The sequence below is a fragment of the Acinetobacter sp. YH01006 genome, assembly GCF_013420445.1.
GTDB lineage: Bacteria > Pseudomonadota > Gammaproteobacteria > Pseudomonadales > Moraxellaceae > Acinetobacter > Acinetobacter pseudolwoffii.
Genome location: NZ_VOYB01000004.1, coordinates 102,254 through 119,887, shown reverse-complemented (window position 1 = coordinate 119,887; position 17,634 = coordinate 102,254). Strand labels below are relative to the sequence as shown.

The window sequence follows — 17,634 nt, the reverse complement described above, 5'->3', positions numbered from 1 at the left end:
CAAGTATGATACCTTGCCCTTAAAGAAAATGCACCTGTGACAGTCGGCTTATTCGGCAGTCGGTTCAGGTTGCTCTGCTTCGGTATTTTTAGGACGATCCAGCAAACCAAATGAAATGCGGTTGGTGATGCTGCGCTTTTCAGTTTCTGGCGTATCCGATTGTGCATCGGTGTCGGTTACAGTCTTGGCTTCTTTACCAAAAATACCCAGTGTCGCGCGGTTAAAGAAACTGCTTTCGCTCCGCGCTGCACGCAGATTCACCGTACCATCTGATTTCACCAGATTCGGATAATTCAGCTTTAAAACATCCACATATTGCTGAGAAGTCGCTTTATCACCTAGCTGATCATAGCCATAAGCAACTGTTGCGAGTGCTTCTGGAATCTGAGGGGTTTGTGGATAATGTTCCACCACCCATTGTGCACGTTCAACCGCAGCCAGATAGGCTTTACGTTTTAAATTAAAGCGTGCCGCATTCATTTCATGCTCAGCCAGTTCCTGACCGATAAATTTCATGCGCTGCGCTGCATCGACCGCATAGGTGCTAGACGGATAGCGGCGAATGAAATCGACAAAATTCTGATAAGCCACTTTCAGATAGCTGACATCACGATGCGACTGTTTCAGCGAGGTATAACGCAGCAGACCATTATAGTTCTGCTCCATATTGGATACGCCACGTACATAGTAAGCATAGTCGACATTTGGATGTTGTGGATTCAGACGGATAAAACGCTCTGCCAGTGCCACTGCACCTTCATAATCTTTTTGCTGAAATTTTACATATAACAGTTCAAGTTGCGCTTGCGGAGCATACTGACTGGTCGGGAAATAGGTTTCCAGTGCTTCTAGCTGTTTTGCGGCATCGGTATATTGATTACGATCTAGCGCTTTCTGTGCTTTTTGAATATAAACTTGCTCGCTAGATTCAGGACCTTTATCCACGACTTCTTTTTTGGGATTACTGCTACAGCCTACCATTGCCGATGCAATGCCTAATGTCACAGCAAGCATTGTCATTTTATAATGTGGTAGCGACATAAAAATTCCTCTGTTAATACGGGCAATGAGCTACAATTGCACTATTAAACCACTTTTGTCTGAATGAGCAAATGAGTCAAGCACAATCTTCCAATTCTAATATCCCTGATACTGATTTCAATTTACTTGAAGATTCTGAGGATGCAGATAACCATACTTCAGAAGCAACTGCAACACGTTTATCGTTGCAATTTCAACTGGATGAAACTTATATCGGGCAACGAATCGACCAGATTGCAGCGATGGTCTGGAGCGATTTTTCCCGAGAAAAATTAAAGCAATGGATCAAAGAAGGTAATTTATTGGTGAATGGCCAACCGGTCAAGCCTAAATTTAAAAGTGATGGTTTCGAAATCCTGACCTTAAATGTCGAGCTTGAAGCGCAAACGCGCAGCCTGCCGGAAGACATTCCACTGGATATCATCTATGAAGACGAAGATATTATCGTCATCAACAAACCAGTCGGTATGGTGGTACATCCGGGTGCCGGCAATACCTCGGGCACCTTGGTGAATGCTTTATTACACCACTATCCAAAATCTTCTGAGCTGGCGCGAGCAGGTCTGGTACATCGTATCGATAAAGATACCAGCGGTTTATTGGTGGTTGCTAAAAATCTGGAAGCACAGTTTGCCTTAAGCAAACAGCTTGAGAAGAAATCGGTGTATCGTCTCTATGATCTGGTGGTTTACGGCAACATTATTGCTGGCGGCACCATTGATGAGCCGATCAAACGCCATCCGGTGGATCGTGTAAAAATGGCAGTTCTGCCAGGCGGCAAGGATGCAGTAACCCATTACAATGTTAAAGAGCGGTTCCAGCACTTCACCCGTGTTCAGGCACGTCTGGAAACCGGACGTACCCATCAGATTCGTGTGCATTTTAGCTATATCGGCTATGGCCTGGTGGGTGATCAGGTATATATGCCGCGTGTCCGTATGCCTGCAGGCGCATCGCAATTGCTAGATGATACTTTACGTGGCTTTAAGCGTCAGGCTTTACATGCCGTGCAACTGGGGCTGAAACATCCGCGTACCAAAGAAGAAATGACCTTTGAAGCACCGTGGCCGGAAGACTTTGCCAATCTGATTGAAGTGCTGCGTACCGAAAACAAAGCCTATTAATCTTTTTATTTAGCTCGCGTCAAAGCAAGGAATCGAGATGCAATTTGTACCAGGACTTCCACCAGGTGTGTATGTGGGTCAGACCCGTGTTTATCATGCGAAAGTGCAGCCATCTACACAGCCTGAACTTGCAGGTTTTAATCTGGCCTTGCATGTGCAGGATGATGCGCAACGGGTACAACAGCATCGTATGGCTTTACTGCAGGATTTCGCTGCCTTTGGCGTAGATAAAATTACCTGGATGACCCAGACGCATAGCACCATCTGTCATACGATTAATGAGCAGATGCCTTTTGAGGCACTGGTAGGAGATGGTCTGGTGACGCAGCGTAAACAGCATGCTCTGATGATGATGACTGCAGACTGTTTGCCAGTTGTATTAGGCAATGCGGAAGGTATGGAAGTTGCGAACTTGCATGCCGGCTGGCGGGGACTCGCAGGAGGTATTATCGAAAATACCCTTGCAGCCATGCAGACTCCGCCGACTTGGGCGTGGCTCGGTGCAGCCATTAGTCAACCTAGTTTTGAAATTGGTGCTGAAGTAAAAGCAGCTTTTTGTGAGAAATATCCTGAACTGGACAGTGCGTTTCAGCCCGGTGGACAGGCTGGTAAATATTATGCTGACCTGTATGCGATTGCGCGTTATATCTTGCAGCAACACGGCATAAATACCGTATTGGGTGGGGATCAGTGTTCTTATCGTCAAGCAGATGAATATTTTTCTTATCGCCGTGAGCCTAAAACGGGTCGTATGGCGACATTCGTGTTTATGGCATGAAAATGTTAAACTTAACTGAATTTTTTGGCTTTTGAGCATTATGTCCCTATCTTCCAAATCTGTTGCGATTGTTTATCACAGTCCTTATGGACACACGGCTAAAGTGGCAAATTTTATTGCTGATGGTGCACGGGAAACTGGTGTTCAGGTGCATATGATGAATGTCGAACATATTGATTGGGATGTGCTAGATGCCGCAGATGCGATTGTCTTTGGTTGTCCGACCTATATGGGAAGCCTGACCTCTGCCATGAAGCTGTTTATGGAGCAGTCATCCAAGCGCTGGCTGGCGCGTAGCTGGCAGGGCAAACTGGCAGCAGCTTTTACCAATGGTGGCGGACTTAGTGGCGACAAACTGGCAGTGTTGCAGCAAATCAACCTGTTTGCGATGCAGCATGGTATGTTGTGGAGCGGTTTGCCCTTGATGCCGACAGGTCGTGCCGTGACTGATCTGAATCGTATGTCGAGCTTTTTGGGGCTGATGACCCAGTCGGACAATGCACCGGTAGAAGTCACCCCACCTGAAGGGGATTTAAAAACCGCGCTCTGGTTTGGCGAATATATTGCTTTGACACTGGCGCGCTTAAATCATCCAGCTTAGTCAGTGATAAAAAAACCTCCACATGCTGGAGGTTTTTATATTCAAGTATTGATCCATTATTTATGGAAAATTCGCGCTTTATCACGTTGCCAGTCACGGTCTTTTTCAGTAGCACGTTTGTCATGGAGCTGCTTACCTTTGACCAGTGCAATTTCCAGCTTGGCATGTGGGCCTTTCCAGTAACAGGCCAGTGGCACGCAGGAATAACCTTTCTGGTTAATCGCGCCCATCAGCTTTTCAATTTCACGGCGATTCAACAACAGTTTTCGGGTACGGGTCGCTTCAGGCACCACGTGTGTTGAAGCACTCAGCAAAGGCTGAACTTGCGCACCAAACAGGAAAGCTTCACCATTTTTAAAGGTAATATAGCTTTCTACAATGGTCATACGACCGGCACGCATTGATTTGACTTCCCAGCCCTTTAATGACAGCCCCGCTTCAAATTTCTCTTCAATAAAATAATCGTGGCGGGCACGTTTATTCAGTGCAATGGTACCGCCATTATTTTTTTTTACTACAATAGATGCTTTCGCCATAATCTGATACTTCCAAACGTGCTGCTATTGTACCGCAACTAGAAATAAGGTGAAGTTTTTTAAATTAATGAGGATTATTCACCAAAAAAACAAGTTTTTGCTAAAATAAGATTCTACATAACAAACAGAGTACAAATGGATGTCTAAAACTCGTGTGATTTATCCGGGGACTTTTGATCCAATTACCAATGGACATATTGATTTGGTAACCCGCGCAGCGCGAATGTTTGATGAGGTCGTTGTGGCGATTGCCATCGGTCATCATAAAAATCCGGTATTTAGTCTGGAAGAGCGTGTTGCCCTGGCAAAAGAGTCATTGAGTCATTTGGACAATGTTGAATTTGTAGGTTTTGATGGTTTGCTGGTCAATTTCTTTCGTGAGCAAAAAGCGACGGCTGTACTGCGTGGTTTGCGTGCAGTGTCCGATTTTGAGTATGAATTTCAGCTGGCCAATATGAACCGTCAGCTTGACTCCCACTTTGAAGCGGTATTTTTAACTCCTTCAGAGCAATATTCTTTTATTTCATCCACTTTGGTGCGTGAAATTGCTCGATTAAGAGGTGATGTGACCAAGTTTGTACCACCAAACGTGGTTGCTGCCTTCGGGCGTAAACTTCAACAAGGTTGGTAGCGTGTCTTTATATATCACCGATGAATGTATTAATTGTGATGTCTGTGAACCTGTATGCCCGAATGAGGCCATTTATATGGGTGAACTCATTTATGAGATTCATCCAGATTTATGTACAGAGTGCGTCGGACATCATGATCAACCGCAATGTCAGCTGTTCTGTCCGGTGGATTGTATTCCACTGGATCCGAACCATGCGGAAACGCAGGAGCAGCTGCAAGCCAAGTATGAAAAACTGACTGCTCAAAAAACATCAAGCAATTAGTCTCGATATTTGGTACTATGCCGCTCGAAGTGAGCCAGACGATCGCTGCTGTGGAGATCTCCGTGATTGAAGCAGGGGAGGAAAGTCCGGGCTTCATAGGGCAAGGTGCCAGGTAACGCCTGGGCGGTGTAAACCGACGGCAAGTGCAGCAGAGAGAAGACCGCCTTCAGTATGTTTTCGAGCAATCGGAATCGGAGGTAAGGGTGAAAGGGTGCGGTAAGAGCGCACCGCATGGCTGGTAACAGTTCATGGCGAGGTAAACCCCACCGGAAGCAAGACCAAATAGGAATCCATTAGGCATGGCCCATGCTGGATTCGGGTAGGTCGCTTGAGCGCATGAGTGATTGTGCGCCTAGAGGAATGATCGTTCACGACAGAACCCGGCTTATCGGCTCACTTCAACAAATTTTGATCAAACAGTGCATTATGGGGTTGACGCTCTTTAAAGAAAATCTCATAATGCGCGCACAGTTTAAGGCTATGTAGCTCAGTTGGTTAGAGCACCGCACTCATAATGCGGGGGTCACAAGTTCAAGTCTCGTCATAGCCACCATATTCTGAAAAAACCCACTCCGATTGAGTGGGTTTTTTTATGTCTGATATTTGGTGATGATGTTGGTGGAAAATCTGAAAAGCACTACAATAGTTAAAATAAAACAAATAACAAGAATATGTATGATGATTAAAAATTTAATGCTATCAACTTTAATTTTATTTATGGCTTTGCCTGTTTTTGCTGCAGATTCAATTAAGTCATTTCCTTTTAAAGAAAAAAATATTTCCAAAGCAGAAATAAGATCAATTTGTCAAAAAGTAAAATTTAGTTGTGATGAGCGTGATGCAAAACTTTGGGTAGTTAAAATTGCTGAAGCTGAAAAATATTATTTAATTGATGAAAATTTACAAATTATTCAGCTTTCAAAAAATCTTGGAAAATATCAAATCATTGATTATTGGGATCTAACCACGTATCAACAGGTTTATGCGCTTAAAGAGGATAAGAGTGGTATAGAATTTATATATCCTGCCTTATACCCACTCAATCGGCATAGTTATGCTATTGCCTTAATTCATGGCTGGGTTTCAAATGATGCAGGTGAACAGAATGCACAGTTTATTCAATTACTTCCAAAAGGAAAGACAAAACTGGTCTTCGAGCATTTACCTTTTTACGAATACCAGAATCGACTTTCCTGCTACAAAGATATGAAAGATAAAAAGAATAATTATTGTGATGATCAGAAGGAGACCGTACTTAAGATCAGCTATAGAGATGTAGGATTGGCTTATTATGAATGGCGTTTAAGTTATTTGAATATAAACTGGCTTAAGAATAATAAAATCGACGGATATAAACAGCGGAGTTTGGCGTTAATCCCTTTTATTCAAGCGCAGTAAAGGCATGTAGCAGTGATCTAACATCATCCGTCTGCAACTGCTCACGTATTTTTAAAAACTGCTTTTCATCTAAGTCATAGAGCTTTAGAGAAAGCAGTTTTTTAATATCTTCTTCAGGAAAACGGTATTTAATGATTTTCGCAGGTACACCACCGACAATTGCATAAGGCGGCACATCTTTGGTTACTACTGCACTTGTTGCTACCACAGCACCTTCGCCAAGCGTTACACCTTGCATAATCATGGCACGTGAGCCAATCCAGCATCCATCGCCAATGACTGTGTCGCCAGCAGGCACAAAACTGCGTGTATCGAAGGGAAAGGCTGAAATCCAGTCTGTACGGTGTAATTGATTACCACCCATCATAATCACGCATTCTGCGCCAAAACAGACAAAATTGCCGATATAGAGCTGATCAATGGGTTTATCTGGAGTAGAGGACTTGTCATGTAGATAACGCACAACACAACGCTCAAACCCTTGATCCCAATAAGCGGAATAGTAAGAATAATTCCCCTTAATATGAATATTTGGATTCTTCACCGTTTTTGAGATGAATTCGAACTCACACCAGTGTTTGACAGGGGAATTAATTAACTTTTCAGACATGCGTATATGGCGTTTTGAAGGTTGGGGGATTATAGCAAACAAAAGTCCCTCTTTGAAAAAGTGGGATTTTGGGGGGGGATTCTTAAACAAGGCCTCTCCTTTGTCGAGTAGTGTTCTTCATTTCCTAAAAGGAAAGGCAATTTTATTGTGAATTTTGATTTGTAATGATGGCTTTGTGTTCCTGTGGAATAACATCCTCAGAATATATACTGAGTGTACAAGGGAGTGAGGAATATGATTGAAATTATGAAAAATTTTATCTGAACAAATTCCAAAAGATACTAAAAATACGAGCAATACAATTGGGAAAAAGAAAGCCCAGAATTGCGCAGCTGAGTATCGCGGTTGAAATAATCAGGACAGAACTGGTATGCATGTCGATGAAGTATGACCAGTTGATCGCGATGGCAACACCAAGGATCAAACCGCCAAGTGCATAGTAAAAAGCGTGTATGAAGCGATCATCCATTTTTTTGTTATCTATTTTATTATTTGCTCATAAATTAAAGCTAAATCAATAGTTTTTCAATAAAAAACCCCTCAATTGAGGGGCTTTAATTGTTGTAAATATCTAAAGCTTAGATATATTCAACTTTCACAATTTCGTATTCAACTTCACCATTTGGTGTCGTAATTTTCACATCATCGCCTTCGTTTTTACCTAAAAGACCACGTGCAATTGGTGAGTTCACAGAGATCTTGTTGATCTTAAAGTCTGCTTCGTCATCGCCTACAATCTTGTAAGTTTTTTGCTCTTCAGTATCCAGGTTTTCAATTGTCACTGTCACACCAAAAACCACACGACCTGATTGCTCAAGTTCTTTCACATCAATGACCTGGCAAGCGCCCAGTTTCCCTTCGATGTCCTGAATACGGCCTTCACAGAAGCCTTGCTGTTCACGCGCTGCGTGATATTCTGCATTTTCTTTTAAGTCGCCGTGTTCACGTGCTTCCGCAATCGAAGCCGTGATACGAGGACGGTCAACGGTTTTCAGTTGATGTAATTCTTTCTCTAAGGCAATTTTGCCTTCAGGAGTCATAGGATAACGTTGCATGTTGTCCCTCAAAAGTCAGTTGAAAGATATAAAATCTATAAATAAAAAAAAGCCCGCCACCAAGAAGGTAGCGGGACTTCTTGGAAACTTAATTAACCTTTAGTTAGGTCTTGCAAGCGATATACATCCATTGGCAATTTGATTGCTAAAGCTTGGCATACAGCATCAGCACCGTTCAAGGTGGTCGTGTAATACACTTTACCTTGTAGCGCAGAGCGACGGATCGAGAACGAATCCTGCTGAGCCTGTTTACCTTCAGATGTATTGATAATGAGGTGAATTTCGCCATTTTTCAAGCGGTCCACAATATTAGGACGGCCTTCAGTTACTTTATTCACACGTTCACATGCAATACCCGCTTCAGTAATCACGCTGTATGTGCCACCCGTTGCAAGCAACTTGAAGCCATAGTCTACCAGTTGCTGAGCGATACGCGCGACATGCGGCTTATCTGAATCACGAACAGACAGGAACGCATGTTTTACTTCGCCTTCAGTTGGTTTACCTGGTAAGCGATCGTTCGAGCCTAATACAGCTTTATAGAACGCTTCACCAAATGATTTACCAACACCCATGACTTCGCCAGTCGATTTCATCTCAGGGCCAAGGATTGGGTCAACACCCGGGAATTTGTTGAATGGGAACACCGCTTCTTTTACAGAGAAGTGCTGAGGAATAATCTCTTTAGTGAATCCTTGAGATTCTAGAGATTGACCTGCCATACAACGTGCAGCAACTTTTGCTAAAGACTCACCGATACATTTAGAAACGAACGGTACAGTACGTGATGCACGTGGGTTCACTTCCAGAATGTAAACGTCAGTGCCTTTTACTGCAAACTGAACGTTCATCAAACCGATTACACCCAGTTCTTTTGCCATTGCAACAGTTTGACGGCGCATTTCGTCCTGTACTTCTTGAGAAAGCGAGTAAGGAGGAATCGAACATGCTGAGTCACCAGAGTGGATACCCGCTTGTTCAATGTGCTGCATGATACCGCCAATCACAACGTCTTTGCCGTCAGATACGCAGTCCACGTCAACTTCGATCGCGTCATCAAGGAAGCGGTCAAGAAGAACCGGTGCTTCGTTTGATGCTTGAACTGCATCACGTAAGTAGCGTTTCAATTCGTCATCGTTATACACGATTTCCATGGCACGACCGCCAAGAACGTATGATGGACGTACAACGAGTGGATAGCCAACTTTCGCTGCTTCAGCCATACCTTCTTCAGCAGATTTTACAATGCTGTTGTTCGGTTGACGAAGTTGCAGACGCTGAATCATTTGCTGGAAGCGTTCACGGTCTTCTGCACGGTCAATCGCGTCTGGAGATGTACCGATAATTGGCGCACCGGCTTCTTCCAAAGCACGAGCCAATTTCAAAGGTGTTTGACCACCGTACTGCACGATAATGCCTTTAGGCTTCTCGATACGTACGATTTCAAGTACATCTTCCAATGTGATTGGTTCGAAGTACAAACGATCTGATGTGTCGTAATCTGTAGAAACCGTTTCAGGATTACAGTTGACCATGATGGTTTCATAACCATCTTCACGCATTGCAAGCGCTGCGTGTACACAGCAGTAATCGAACTCGATACCTTGACCAATACGGTTAGGTCCGCCACCAATCACCATGATCTTGTCACGCGTTGATGGATTTGCTTCACATTCTTCATCGTAAGTTGAGTACATGTACGCTGTATCAGACTCAAATTCTGCAGCACATGTATCGACACGTTTGTAAACAGGGGTTACGCCCAGGTTCCAACGGTGTTTACGGAATTGTTTTTGTGAAATGCCCATCAAGTCTGCAATACGAAGATCCGATAAACCTTTACGTTTGAAGCTGCGGATGTTGTCCGCGTTCAAATCACCAAAACCTAAAGATTTAATCTGTTCTTCAGTTTTAATGATGTCTTCGATCTGGATCAGGAACCAAGGGTCGATATTGGTTGCAGCAAATACTTCATCAAGTGTAAAGCCGTGACGGAATGCATCACCAATGAACCAGATGCGCTCAGGACCTGGTACTTTAAGTTCTTGAAGAATTTTATCTTTCGCACCTTCAGCACCGATTTCGATTTTTTCATCGAAGCCAGAAGCACCAACTTCAAGACCACGAAGCGCTTTTTGCATAGACTCCTGGAAGTTACGGCCAATGGCCATGACTTCACCGACAGATTTCATCTGAGTCGTCAAAGTTGCATCTGCTTGCGGGAATTTCTCGAAGTTGAAGCGAGGAATTTTCGTTACAACGTAGTCAATCGCAGGTTCGAATGAAGCAGGAGTTGTACCGCCCGTGATGTCATTTTTCAACTCATCAAGGGTATAACCTACAGCCAGTTTCGCCGCGATTTTCGCAATCGGGAAACCCGTTGCTTTAGATGCAAGGGCAGAAGAACGAGAAACCCGTGGGTTCATCTCGATCACAACGATACGACCGTCTTTAGGGTTGATACCGAACTGAACGTTTGAACCGCCTGTTTCTACGCCAATTTCACGAAGTACAGCTAAAGAAGCGTTACGTAGTAACTGGAATTCTTTATCTGTCAGTGTTTGAGCAGGCGCAACAGTGATTGAGTCACCTGTATGCACGCCCATTGGGTCAAAGTTTTCAATGGTACATACAATGATACAGTTGTCGTTTTTGTCACGAACAACTTCCATTTCATACTCTTTCCAACCAATGAGTGATTCATCGATCAATAACTGTTTGGTTGGAGAAAGATCGAAACCGCGTTCACAGATTTCAATGAATTCTTCTTTGTTGTATGCGATACCGCCGCCTGAACCACCCATCGTGAATGATGGACGGATAATCACAGGGAAGCCGAAGCGTGCTTGAATAGTTAAAGCTTCTTCCATTGACTCGGCAATATCTGCTTTTGGACATTCAAGACCAATTTTACGCATTGCCTGGTCGAAGAGTTTGCGGTCTTCAGCTTTTTCAATCGCTTCTTTGGTCGCGCCGATCAATTCAACATTGTATTTTTCTAGAATGCCGTGCTCATCAAGGGCAAGGGCACAGTTCAATGCAGTTTGACCGCCCATGGTGGGAAGAACTGCGTCTGGGCGTTCTTTCTCAATAATTTGTGCAACAGTTTGCCAGGTAATCGGTTCGATATACGTTGCGTCTGCCATTGCAGGGTCGGTCATGATGGTCGCCGGATTCGAGTTGACCAAAATAACGCGGTAGCCCTCTTCACGAAGGGCTTTACATGCTTGAGCACCTGAGTAGTCAAACTCACATGCCTGACCGATGACAATCGGACCCGCACCAATAATTAAGATGCTTTTAATGTCAGTACGTTTAGCCATGATGCTTCCTTAATTACTTCTTAGATGCTTCGATAAGTTCGATGAAATGATCGAACAATGGTGCGCAGTCATGTGGACCAGGGCTTGCTTCAGGGTGACCCTGGAAGCTGAACGCAGGCTTGTCTGTGCGATGAATACCTTGGTTAGTACCATCAAACAGTGAGCGATGCGTTACACGCAATACATCCGGCAGGTTGCTTTCATCAACTGCGAAGCCGTGGTTTTGAGAAGTAATCATCACTGTACCATTTTCAAGGTTTTGCACAGGATGGTTGGCACCGTGGTGACCGTGAGGCATTTTTAGTGTTTTGGCGCCACTTGCAAGTGCAAGGATCTGGTGACCCAGACAGATACCAAATACTGGAATTTCAGTGGTTTCTACAATTGTTTTTACAGCTTCAATTGCGTAGTCACATGCAGCTGGATCGCCAGGGCCGTTCGAGAGGAACACACCATCTGGATTCAGAGCAAGTACGTCAGCAGCAGGAGTTTGCGCAGGCACCACAGTCAGTTTACAACCGCGGTCTGCGAGCATACGTAAGATGTTGGTTTTGACACCGTAATCGTATGCAACAACATGGAATTTAAGTTCAGGTTGAGAGAAACCTTTGCCTAATGCCCAAGAGCCTTCAGTCCACTCAAAGCCCTCAGGATCGCAACATTCTTTTGCCAGGTCTAAACCGTTTAAACCGCTAAAGGCACGTGCTTTTTCAAGCGCTTCTGCTTCAGTGATATTTTCGCCAGCAAGGATACAGCCATTTTGCGCACCTTTGTCACGTAGGATACGTGTCAATTTACGCGTGTCGATATCCGCAATTGCCACAACATTGTGTTGTACCAAATATTCAGCTAATGATTGGGTTGAACGGAAGTTACTGTGCAATAAAGGCAGGTCACGAATGATCAATCCGTTGGCCCAAACTTTATGAATACGACCTGATTCAGCGTCTTCTTCATTGCAGCCTGTGTTACCGATATGCGGGTAAGTCAGTGTCACAAGTTGCTGTGCATAACTCGGGTCAGTCAAAATTTCTTGATAGCCAGTCATGGCAGTGTTGAAAACGACTTCACCAGTCGTACTACCCGATGCGCCAATCGAAGTACCTTTAAAGATAGTTCCGTCGGCAAGGGCTAAAATTGCTGGGGTGCTCAAACCAAAGCTCCTGAAATTTAGGCTGTAAAAAAGCGAGAAGACGAAAAAAAAGGAAGGCTAATTTTTAAACCTACCCTCCTATGTCTGCTCGCTTGAACTTAACACGGCATTATACGCAGAATGATGCTTGAAGTCCAATGGCTTTGCAGCGAAAGTATAAGATAAATGCCTTGCTTTTTGAATGGAAGTCTGTTTTGTAAACAGGATGAAAAAATGTAAGCAATTAATAATTGTCAGACAAATCAAATCTTAAATTTTATCAAGTCTACTAATATAGCTCAGTCAATATAACAATAGGAACAAGACAAATGACTACAGCATCAAAATCTACCCAATCCAAAAAAGCCAGCCCGAGCGTCGTGGCAGAAACTGCCGAGAAGCTTGAAAAAGTAGCAGTAGAGGCGAAAGATCAAGCACTTGAAAGCATCGAAGAAAGTAAAGAAAAGCTTGAAGTTGAAGCCAAGCAATTGACCGATACCGTACAGGAACAATTGCGCCAATTTAAGCAGGAGGTGTTGCAGCGAATTGACACTTTAAAGGAGCAGATCTTCGGTTCACAAAAAGAATTAACTGAATTGAAGAGCTTTATCAAAACAGAATTCAATGCAGTGATCGAAGACTTGTCCAGTCTGGGCAAGGAACTGAAAGAGGATGTCAGTCAGATTTCGACCAAACATAAAGAGCATTTGACCGATACCTTAAAACGTTCTAAAGACAGCACCATTGAAGTGCTGAAAAAAGTCAAGCCGGTAGTGAAAGCAGAAAGTTCAGACAAAAAGCCTGAGCTGAAAAGTTAAGCTGCGTTGAAAGGCTGCTCTTTAAAAGGAGAACAATCACATGTTCTCCTTTGTCTTTATGCAGCAAAACGGACTCACAATAACAATTAAAGGGGGTCACGATGCAACAGCATTATTTCGTAGGTATACTTGGTTTACTGATATTGATCATGCTACTGAATCTGGAAAGTGGGCTAGGGCGCATGCTTTATCTGGGTGTGATTGTGTTGTGTCTGGGAGTGCTGGGGCTGGTTTTTGGCACCATCCTGCTTACTGTACTCACTTTTGCGTTTATTCTATATGCCGCTGTAAAATCCATTCAGAAACAGCATCAGCTAAATCATTAAAATATAAAAATTTAGCAATATTGAAAATCTTTAAAACAACGCTACAGAGCTTGACTACTTTTCTAGGCATAAACAAAAACGTGAGACTTCAAGTCTCACGTTTTATCAGCCTATGCTAGATTCAGACAGCGGTGCCTGATTTAAACCACATGTAACCAGTCTCGTTTATTATGAAAATCTGCCTGAGGACTACTGTGCTGCATCGCGTAGTACTGATCGCCTTGCGAGGTTTTTAAAACAGCAGATAAACCCAGGAATAAATCTTCCCATTTCAGTTTATGTGTTGCCATAAAATCCGTCAGATCCACGCTGACATTAAGACCATAATGCGTACGTTTGAGCTGATTCAGCTCAATATCATCTGCAGCTTGCGGTGGCATATCTTCAGGATAGCGGTATTCTTCAAATTGATAAGCCTGCCAGGCCTGAGACGGGGAAAGATTGATCTCACGATAAAAATCTTCGCCCTGAACCCCAATAAAAATTTCAAAGCAGGTCTGTTCCCACAAAAAATCCTGACGGGGATGTGCAGCTACCATGTCTGGCCACAGGATGTAATGATTGGGATCGCGGATCCAGAAGCCCACATTTAAACTACATGGACCTTGCTGTTCAATGGCAGCAACCAGAGAGATGGCCTGAAAACGGCGATCAAATGCGCTAAGTTCGTAACTTGCCATAAGTCCTGTACTTAGTTAGACAAATGAGCGAAACGAACAAGATTGGACAATTTTTGGTTCTGTTTTGCCGCTTTCTTATAAAGAAGTGCAATTTTACCAATAGTTTGAACCACTTCAGCACCAGTCGCTTCTGAAATTTCAGCAATCAGCGCTGCACGCGCTTCACGATCTTCAGCGACAATTTTAACTTTAATCAGTTCGTGATCGTTTAAAGCACGCGCTAATTCTTCGATGACATTTTCCGTCAGACCTTTGTCACCTAGCATCACGACTGGGTTAAGTGTATGTCCGATTTGACGTAAACGCTTACGTTCCTGAATAGATAAAGCCGCCATGAGAGATAACCTGAATTTTAAAACGGCTTAGTATAGCAAAAGCAAAAAATAAACGCTGTAAATTATCAGGAAATAATCATATTCAATCTGTCCACGGAGAGAGCAAAAGCCTTAGATTTAGATACACATGTATACTGCAAAATAAGTCTTTTTCACGTACAATTAATAATAAGACATTTTTTTATTTAGAGAGTTATGGCTACACGCATTACCAACCAAAAGTTATCTAAAAGTAGTCGTGATTGGATGAGAGAGCATTTAGACGATCCTTATGTAAAAAAGGCACAAAAGGAAGGCTATCGTGCGCGTGCAGCATATAAGCTCTTAGAAATGCAAGAAAAGTATAAAATCATTAAACCTGGTATGACTGTGGTCGACCTAGGCGCAGCGCCAGGCAGCTGGTCACAGATTGCTGGTAAACTTGTTGGCGATAAGGGTTTATTGATTGCATCTGATATTTTACCAATGGATGCTTTACCAGATGTCACTTTTCTGCAAGGTGACTTCCGTGAAGAAGAAGTTTTCCAAAAACTGCTAGAAATTTTAGATGGTCGTACTGTAGACGTTGTAATTTCAGATATGGCCCCCAATACATCAGGTAATAAGGCTGTAGATCAACCGCGTCAGATTTACTTGTGTGAACTTGCACTGGATTTTGCCAATAAGGTGCTAGGCCCCAAAGGTCAATTTGTGGTAAAAGTTTTCCAAGGCTCAGGTTTTGATGAATTCCGTAAGCAAGTGGTTGATAGTTTTGATATTCTGAAAACATCTAAACCCTTGGCATCACGTGCTCGCTCTAAAGAAGTTTTCCTGATCGGGCAGGGACGCAAGAAGGCTTTAAAATAAGTCTACTTGCCAAGTCGTTAAAAATTGTGCATTTTGTACGTTTTCAGATAATTGTAAGTTAATTTACAGCTTAAGTATTAAGGTCACCCTGAACAGGGCATGATCAAATTAGATTGGAATGGGAATAAAGCTTTGAGCGATCTTTTTAAGAATGCCGTATTGTGGCTCGTAATACTGGGTGTGCTGGTGTTAATCTTCAGCAACGTCAGTGACCGCAATCAACCGACTACAATGAACTACTCAGAGTTTGTTGCCGCGGTCAATGCTGGCCAAATTAAACAAGTTGTTATTGACGGCGAAAGAATTCGTGGCGAAAAATCAAACGGTTCAGAGTTTGAAAGTATTCGTCCGGCAGTTCAGGATCCTGAGCTGATGCCAAGCCTCATTAAAAATAATGTTGTGGTCGAAGGTGAAGCACCACAACGTCAAGGCTTGCTCATGCAGTTGCTTATTGCAAGTTTCCCTGTGCTTTTAATCATTTTGTTATTCATGTTCTTTATGCGCAACATGGGTGGCGGTGCAGGTGGTAAAAACGGCCCAATGAGTTTTGGTAAGTCTAAAGCCAAAATGTTGTCTGAAGACCAGATTAAAGTCACTTTCGTCGATGTTGCCGGTTGTGATGAAGCCAAGCAAGAAGTGGTTGAAATTGTCGACTTCCTGAAAGACCCAACGAAATTTAAACGTCTCGGTGCAAGTATTCCACGTGGTGTTTTGATGGTCGGTCCTCCAGGTACAGGTAAAACCTTGCTTGCCAAAGCCATTGCCGGTGAAGCTAAAGTGCCATTCTTTAGTATTTCAGGTTCTGACTTCGTGGAAATGTTTGTGGGTGTTGGTGCATCGCGTGTGCGTGACATGTTCGAACAGGCAAAACGTCATGCACCATGTATCATCTTTATTGATGAGATTGATGCAGTCGGTCGTCACCGTGGCTCAGGTACAGGCGGTGGTCACGATGAACGTGAGCAGACGCTGAACCAGATGCTGGTGGAAATGGACGGCTTTGAAGGCAATGAAGGTATTATCGTGATTGCTGCGACGAACCGTGCCGATGTACTGGATAAAGCTTTACTTCGTCCGGGTCGTTTTGACCGTCAGGTTGTGGTTGGCTTGCCAGACATTAAGGGTCGTGAACAAATCCTGAATGTGCATTTGAAGAAATTGCCTTCAGTCACAGGGGTCGACGTTAAAGTACTTGCGCGTGGCACACCAGGCTTCTCGGGTGCGCAATTGGCTAACCTGGTGAATGAAGCGGCTTTATTCGCTGCACGCCGTAACAAGAACACTGTCGATATGCATGACTTCGAAGATGCAAAAGACAAACTGTATATGGGTCCTGAGCGTAAGTCGATGGTGCTGCGTGATGAAGAGCGTCGCGCGACGGCTTATCATGAAGCAGGTCATGCGATTGTTGCTGAAAGCTTGCCAGGTACAGATCCTGTGCATAAAGTAACGATCATGCCGCGTGGCTGGGCTTTAGGTGTCACCTGGCAGCTGCCTGAATTTGACCAGACTAGCCATTATAAAGACAAAATGTTGAATGAACTTTCGATTTTGTTTGGTGGCCGTATTGCTGAAGAAGTATTCATTAACCAGATGTCGACCGGCGCGTCAAATGACTTCGAACGTGCAACTAAAATGGCACGTGCGATGGTGACCAAATACGGTATGTCTGACAAAATGGGCGTCATGGTCTATGAAGAAGATGCACAGCAATCGTTTATGGGCAGTATTGGTAGCCGCAGTATTTCTGAAACGACCCAGTTAGAAGTCGATCGTGAAATCCGCCGAATTCTGGATGAGCAATATAAAGTCGCACGCGATATCTTGGAAAGTAAAAAAGATGTTGCCCATGCGATGGTCAAAGCCTTGATGGAATGGGAAACTATTGATCGTGATCAAATCCGTGACATCATGGAAGGTCGTGAACCTCAGCCGCCAAAAGTCTATGTTGCAGAAAATCCTGTGATTGATGTAACCCCAGATGATGGCCCGTTGACGCCACCGCCATTGCCAGCCAACTAAGTTAAATAAAAAACCACCTTTGGGTGGTTTTTTTATGTCAGTCATTTTTATGATAATTTTCTGAATGCTATATTTAACTCAAAACTAATGGGCAAATGTCTTATCGAGCTTTG

General features: G+C 43.6%; 18 protein-coding genes, 1 tRNA gene and 1 other RNA gene. 12 read left to right on the top strand and 8 right to left on the bottom strand.

The features are described 5' to 3' along the window. Positions 1-48 precede the first annotated feature (48 nt). Positions 49-1,041, bottom strand: a complete 993-nt coding sequence (locus FTT73_RS05135) for an outer membrane protein assembly factor BamD (protein ID WP_180191117.1) — start codon at positions 1,039-1,041, stop codon at positions 49-51. Positions 1,042-1,112: 71 nt separating this feature from the next. Between FTT73_RS05135 and rluD the strand changes: the two genes are divergently transcribed. The 3 genes from rluD to FTT73_RS05120 are packed head-to-tail and all read left to right on the top strand — an operon-like array spanning position 1,113 to position 3,544. Next, the gene (rluD, locus tag FTT73_RS05130; RefSeq protein WP_180191116.1) at positions 1,113-2,165 is read left to right on the top strand and encodes a 23S rRNA pseudouridine(1911/1915/1917) synthase RluD; all 1,053 of its coding nucleotides are present in this window, start codon (positions 1,113-1,115) and stop codon (positions 2,163-2,165) included. A 37-nt stretch (positions 2,166-2,202) separates the two neighbouring features. Continuing rightward, positions 2,203-2,943 carry a peptidoglycan editing factor PgeF gene (gene pgeF / locus FTT73_RS05125; protein ID WP_180191115.1) on the top strand — a complete coding sequence of 247 codons (741 nt, stop codon included), beginning with the start codon at positions 2,203-2,205 and terminating at the stop codon, positions 2,941-2,943. 40 nt (positions 2,944-2,983) lie between these two features. Further along, entirely contained in the window at positions 2,984-3,544 is a 561-nt protein-coding gene (locus tag FTT73_RS05120; protein ID WP_005097730.1) for a flavodoxin family protein, read from the top strand. Between the two features lie 56 nt (positions 3,545-3,600). Here the strand turns inward: FTT73_RS05120 and smpB are convergent, their stop codons facing one another. Continuing rightward, positions 3,601-4,080 carry an SsrA-binding protein SmpB gene (gene smpB, locus FTT73_RS05115; protein WP_004280586.1) on the bottom strand — a complete coding sequence of 160 codons (480 nt, stop codon included), beginning with the start codon at positions 4,078-4,080 and terminating at the stop codon, positions 3,601-3,603. Between the two features lie 139 nt (positions 4,081-4,219). On the opposite strand from smpB, the gene coaD reads away from it, so the two are divergent. From coaD to FTT73_RS05090, 5 genes are all read left to right on the top strand, one after another. Then, the gene (coaD, locus tag FTT73_RS05110; protein ID WP_180076220.1) at positions 4,220-4,711 is read left to right on the top strand and encodes a pantetheine-phosphate adenylyltransferase; all 492 of its coding nucleotides are present in this window, start codon (positions 4,220-4,222) and stop codon (positions 4,709-4,711) included. A 1-nt stretch (position 4,712) separates the two neighbouring features. Then, positions 4,713-4,976, top strand: coding sequence for a YfhL family 4Fe-4S dicluster ferredoxin (locus tag FTT73_RS05105; RefSeq protein WP_005097729.1), 264 nt, complete (start codon positions 4,713-4,715; stop codon positions 4,974-4,976). Positions 4,977-5,002: 26 nt separating this feature from the next. Then, an RNA gene (rnpB, locus tag FTT73_RS05100) (RNase P RNA component class A) lies at positions 5,003-5,380 on the top strand. A 72-nt stretch (positions 5,381-5,452) separates the two neighbouring features. Continuing rightward, a tRNA-Met gene (locus FTT73_RS05095) sits at positions 5,453-5,529 on the top strand. Between the two features lie 65 nt (positions 5,530-5,594). Beyond that, a complete protein-coding gene (locus FTT73_RS05090; protein ID WP_373686432.1) occupies positions 5,595-6,374 on the top strand; it encodes a hypothetical protein in 780 nt (259 codons plus the stop codon). Here FTT73_RS05090 and FTT73_RS05085 read toward each other — a convergent pair. The 4 genes from FTT73_RS05085 to carA form a co-directional block, all read right to left on the bottom strand. After that, a complete protein-coding gene (locus FTT73_RS05085; RefSeq protein WP_180191113.1) occupies positions 6,358-6,984 on the bottom strand; it encodes a CatB-related O-acetyltransferase in 627 nt (208 codons plus the stop codon). The two genes, FTT73_RS05090 and FTT73_RS05085, sit on opposite strands and share 17 nt — an antisense overlap. Positions 6,985-7,562: 578 nt before the next feature. Beyond that, positions 7,563-8,039 (bottom strand): transcription elongation factor GreA, encoded by a 477-nt coding sequence (gene greA, locus FTT73_RS05080; protein ID WP_005097724.1) that lies wholly within the window; start codon positions 8,037-8,039, stop codon positions 7,563-7,565. Between the two features lie 92 nt (positions 8,040-8,131). Beyond that, positions 8,132-11,362 (bottom strand): carbamoyl-phosphate synthase large subunit, encoded by a 3,231-nt coding sequence (gene carB, locus FTT73_RS05075; protein WP_180191112.1) that lies wholly within the window; start codon positions 11,360-11,362, stop codon positions 8,132-8,134. Between the two features lie 13 nt (positions 11,363-11,375). Further along, entirely contained in the window at positions 11,376-12,515 is a 1,140-nt protein-coding gene (carA, locus tag FTT73_RS05070) for a glutamine-hydrolyzing carbamoyl-phosphate synthase small subunit (protein ID WP_005097721.1), read from the bottom strand. A 308-nt stretch (positions 12,516-12,823) separates the two neighbouring features. Between carA and FTT73_RS05065 the strand changes: the two genes are divergently transcribed. Together FTT73_RS05065 and FTT73_RS05060 are read left to right on the top strand one after the other, a co-directional pair. Beyond that, positions 12,824-13,312 (top strand): hypothetical protein, encoded by a 489-nt coding sequence (locus FTT73_RS05065; RefSeq protein WP_159516100.1) that lies wholly within the window; start codon positions 12,824-12,826, stop codon positions 13,310-13,312. A 101-nt stretch (positions 13,313-13,413) separates the two neighbouring features. Beyond that, positions 13,414-13,638, top strand: coding sequence for a hypothetical protein (locus FTT73_RS05060; protein ID WP_100355628.1), 225 nt, complete (start codon positions 13,414-13,416; stop codon positions 13,636-13,638). 140 nt (positions 13,639-13,778) lie between these two features. Here FTT73_RS05060 and FTT73_RS05055 read toward each other — a convergent pair whose 3' ends face one another. After that, complete coding sequence (locus FTT73_RS05055; protein ID WP_180191111.1) at positions 13,779-14,318, bottom strand: DOMON-like domain-containing protein; 540 nt, start codon at positions 14,316-14,318, stop codon at positions 13,779-13,781. A gap of 11 nt (positions 14,319-14,329) precedes the next feature. Beyond that, positions 14,330-14,653: a ribosome assembly RNA-binding protein YhbY gene (yhbY, locus tag FTT73_RS05050; RefSeq protein WP_005097716.1), complete on the bottom strand. Its 324-nt coding sequence runs from the start codon at positions 14,651-14,653 to the stop codon at positions 14,330-14,332. A gap of 195 nt (positions 14,654-14,848) precedes the next feature. On the opposite strand from yhbY, the gene rlmE reads away from it, so the two are divergent. Continuing rightward, positions 14,849-15,499, top strand: coding sequence for a 23S rRNA (uridine(2552)-2'-O)-methyltransferase RlmE (gene rlmE / locus FTT73_RS05045; RefSeq protein WP_005097715.1), 651 nt, complete (start codon positions 14,849-14,851; stop codon positions 15,497-15,499). Between the two features lie 132 nt (positions 15,500-15,631). After that, positions 15,632-17,521, top strand: coding sequence for an ATP-dependent zinc metalloprotease FtsH (gene ftsH, locus FTT73_RS05040; protein WP_100355633.1), 1,890 nt, complete (start codon positions 15,632-15,634; stop codon positions 17,519-17,521). Positions 17,522-17,634: the final 113 nt, after the last annotated feature.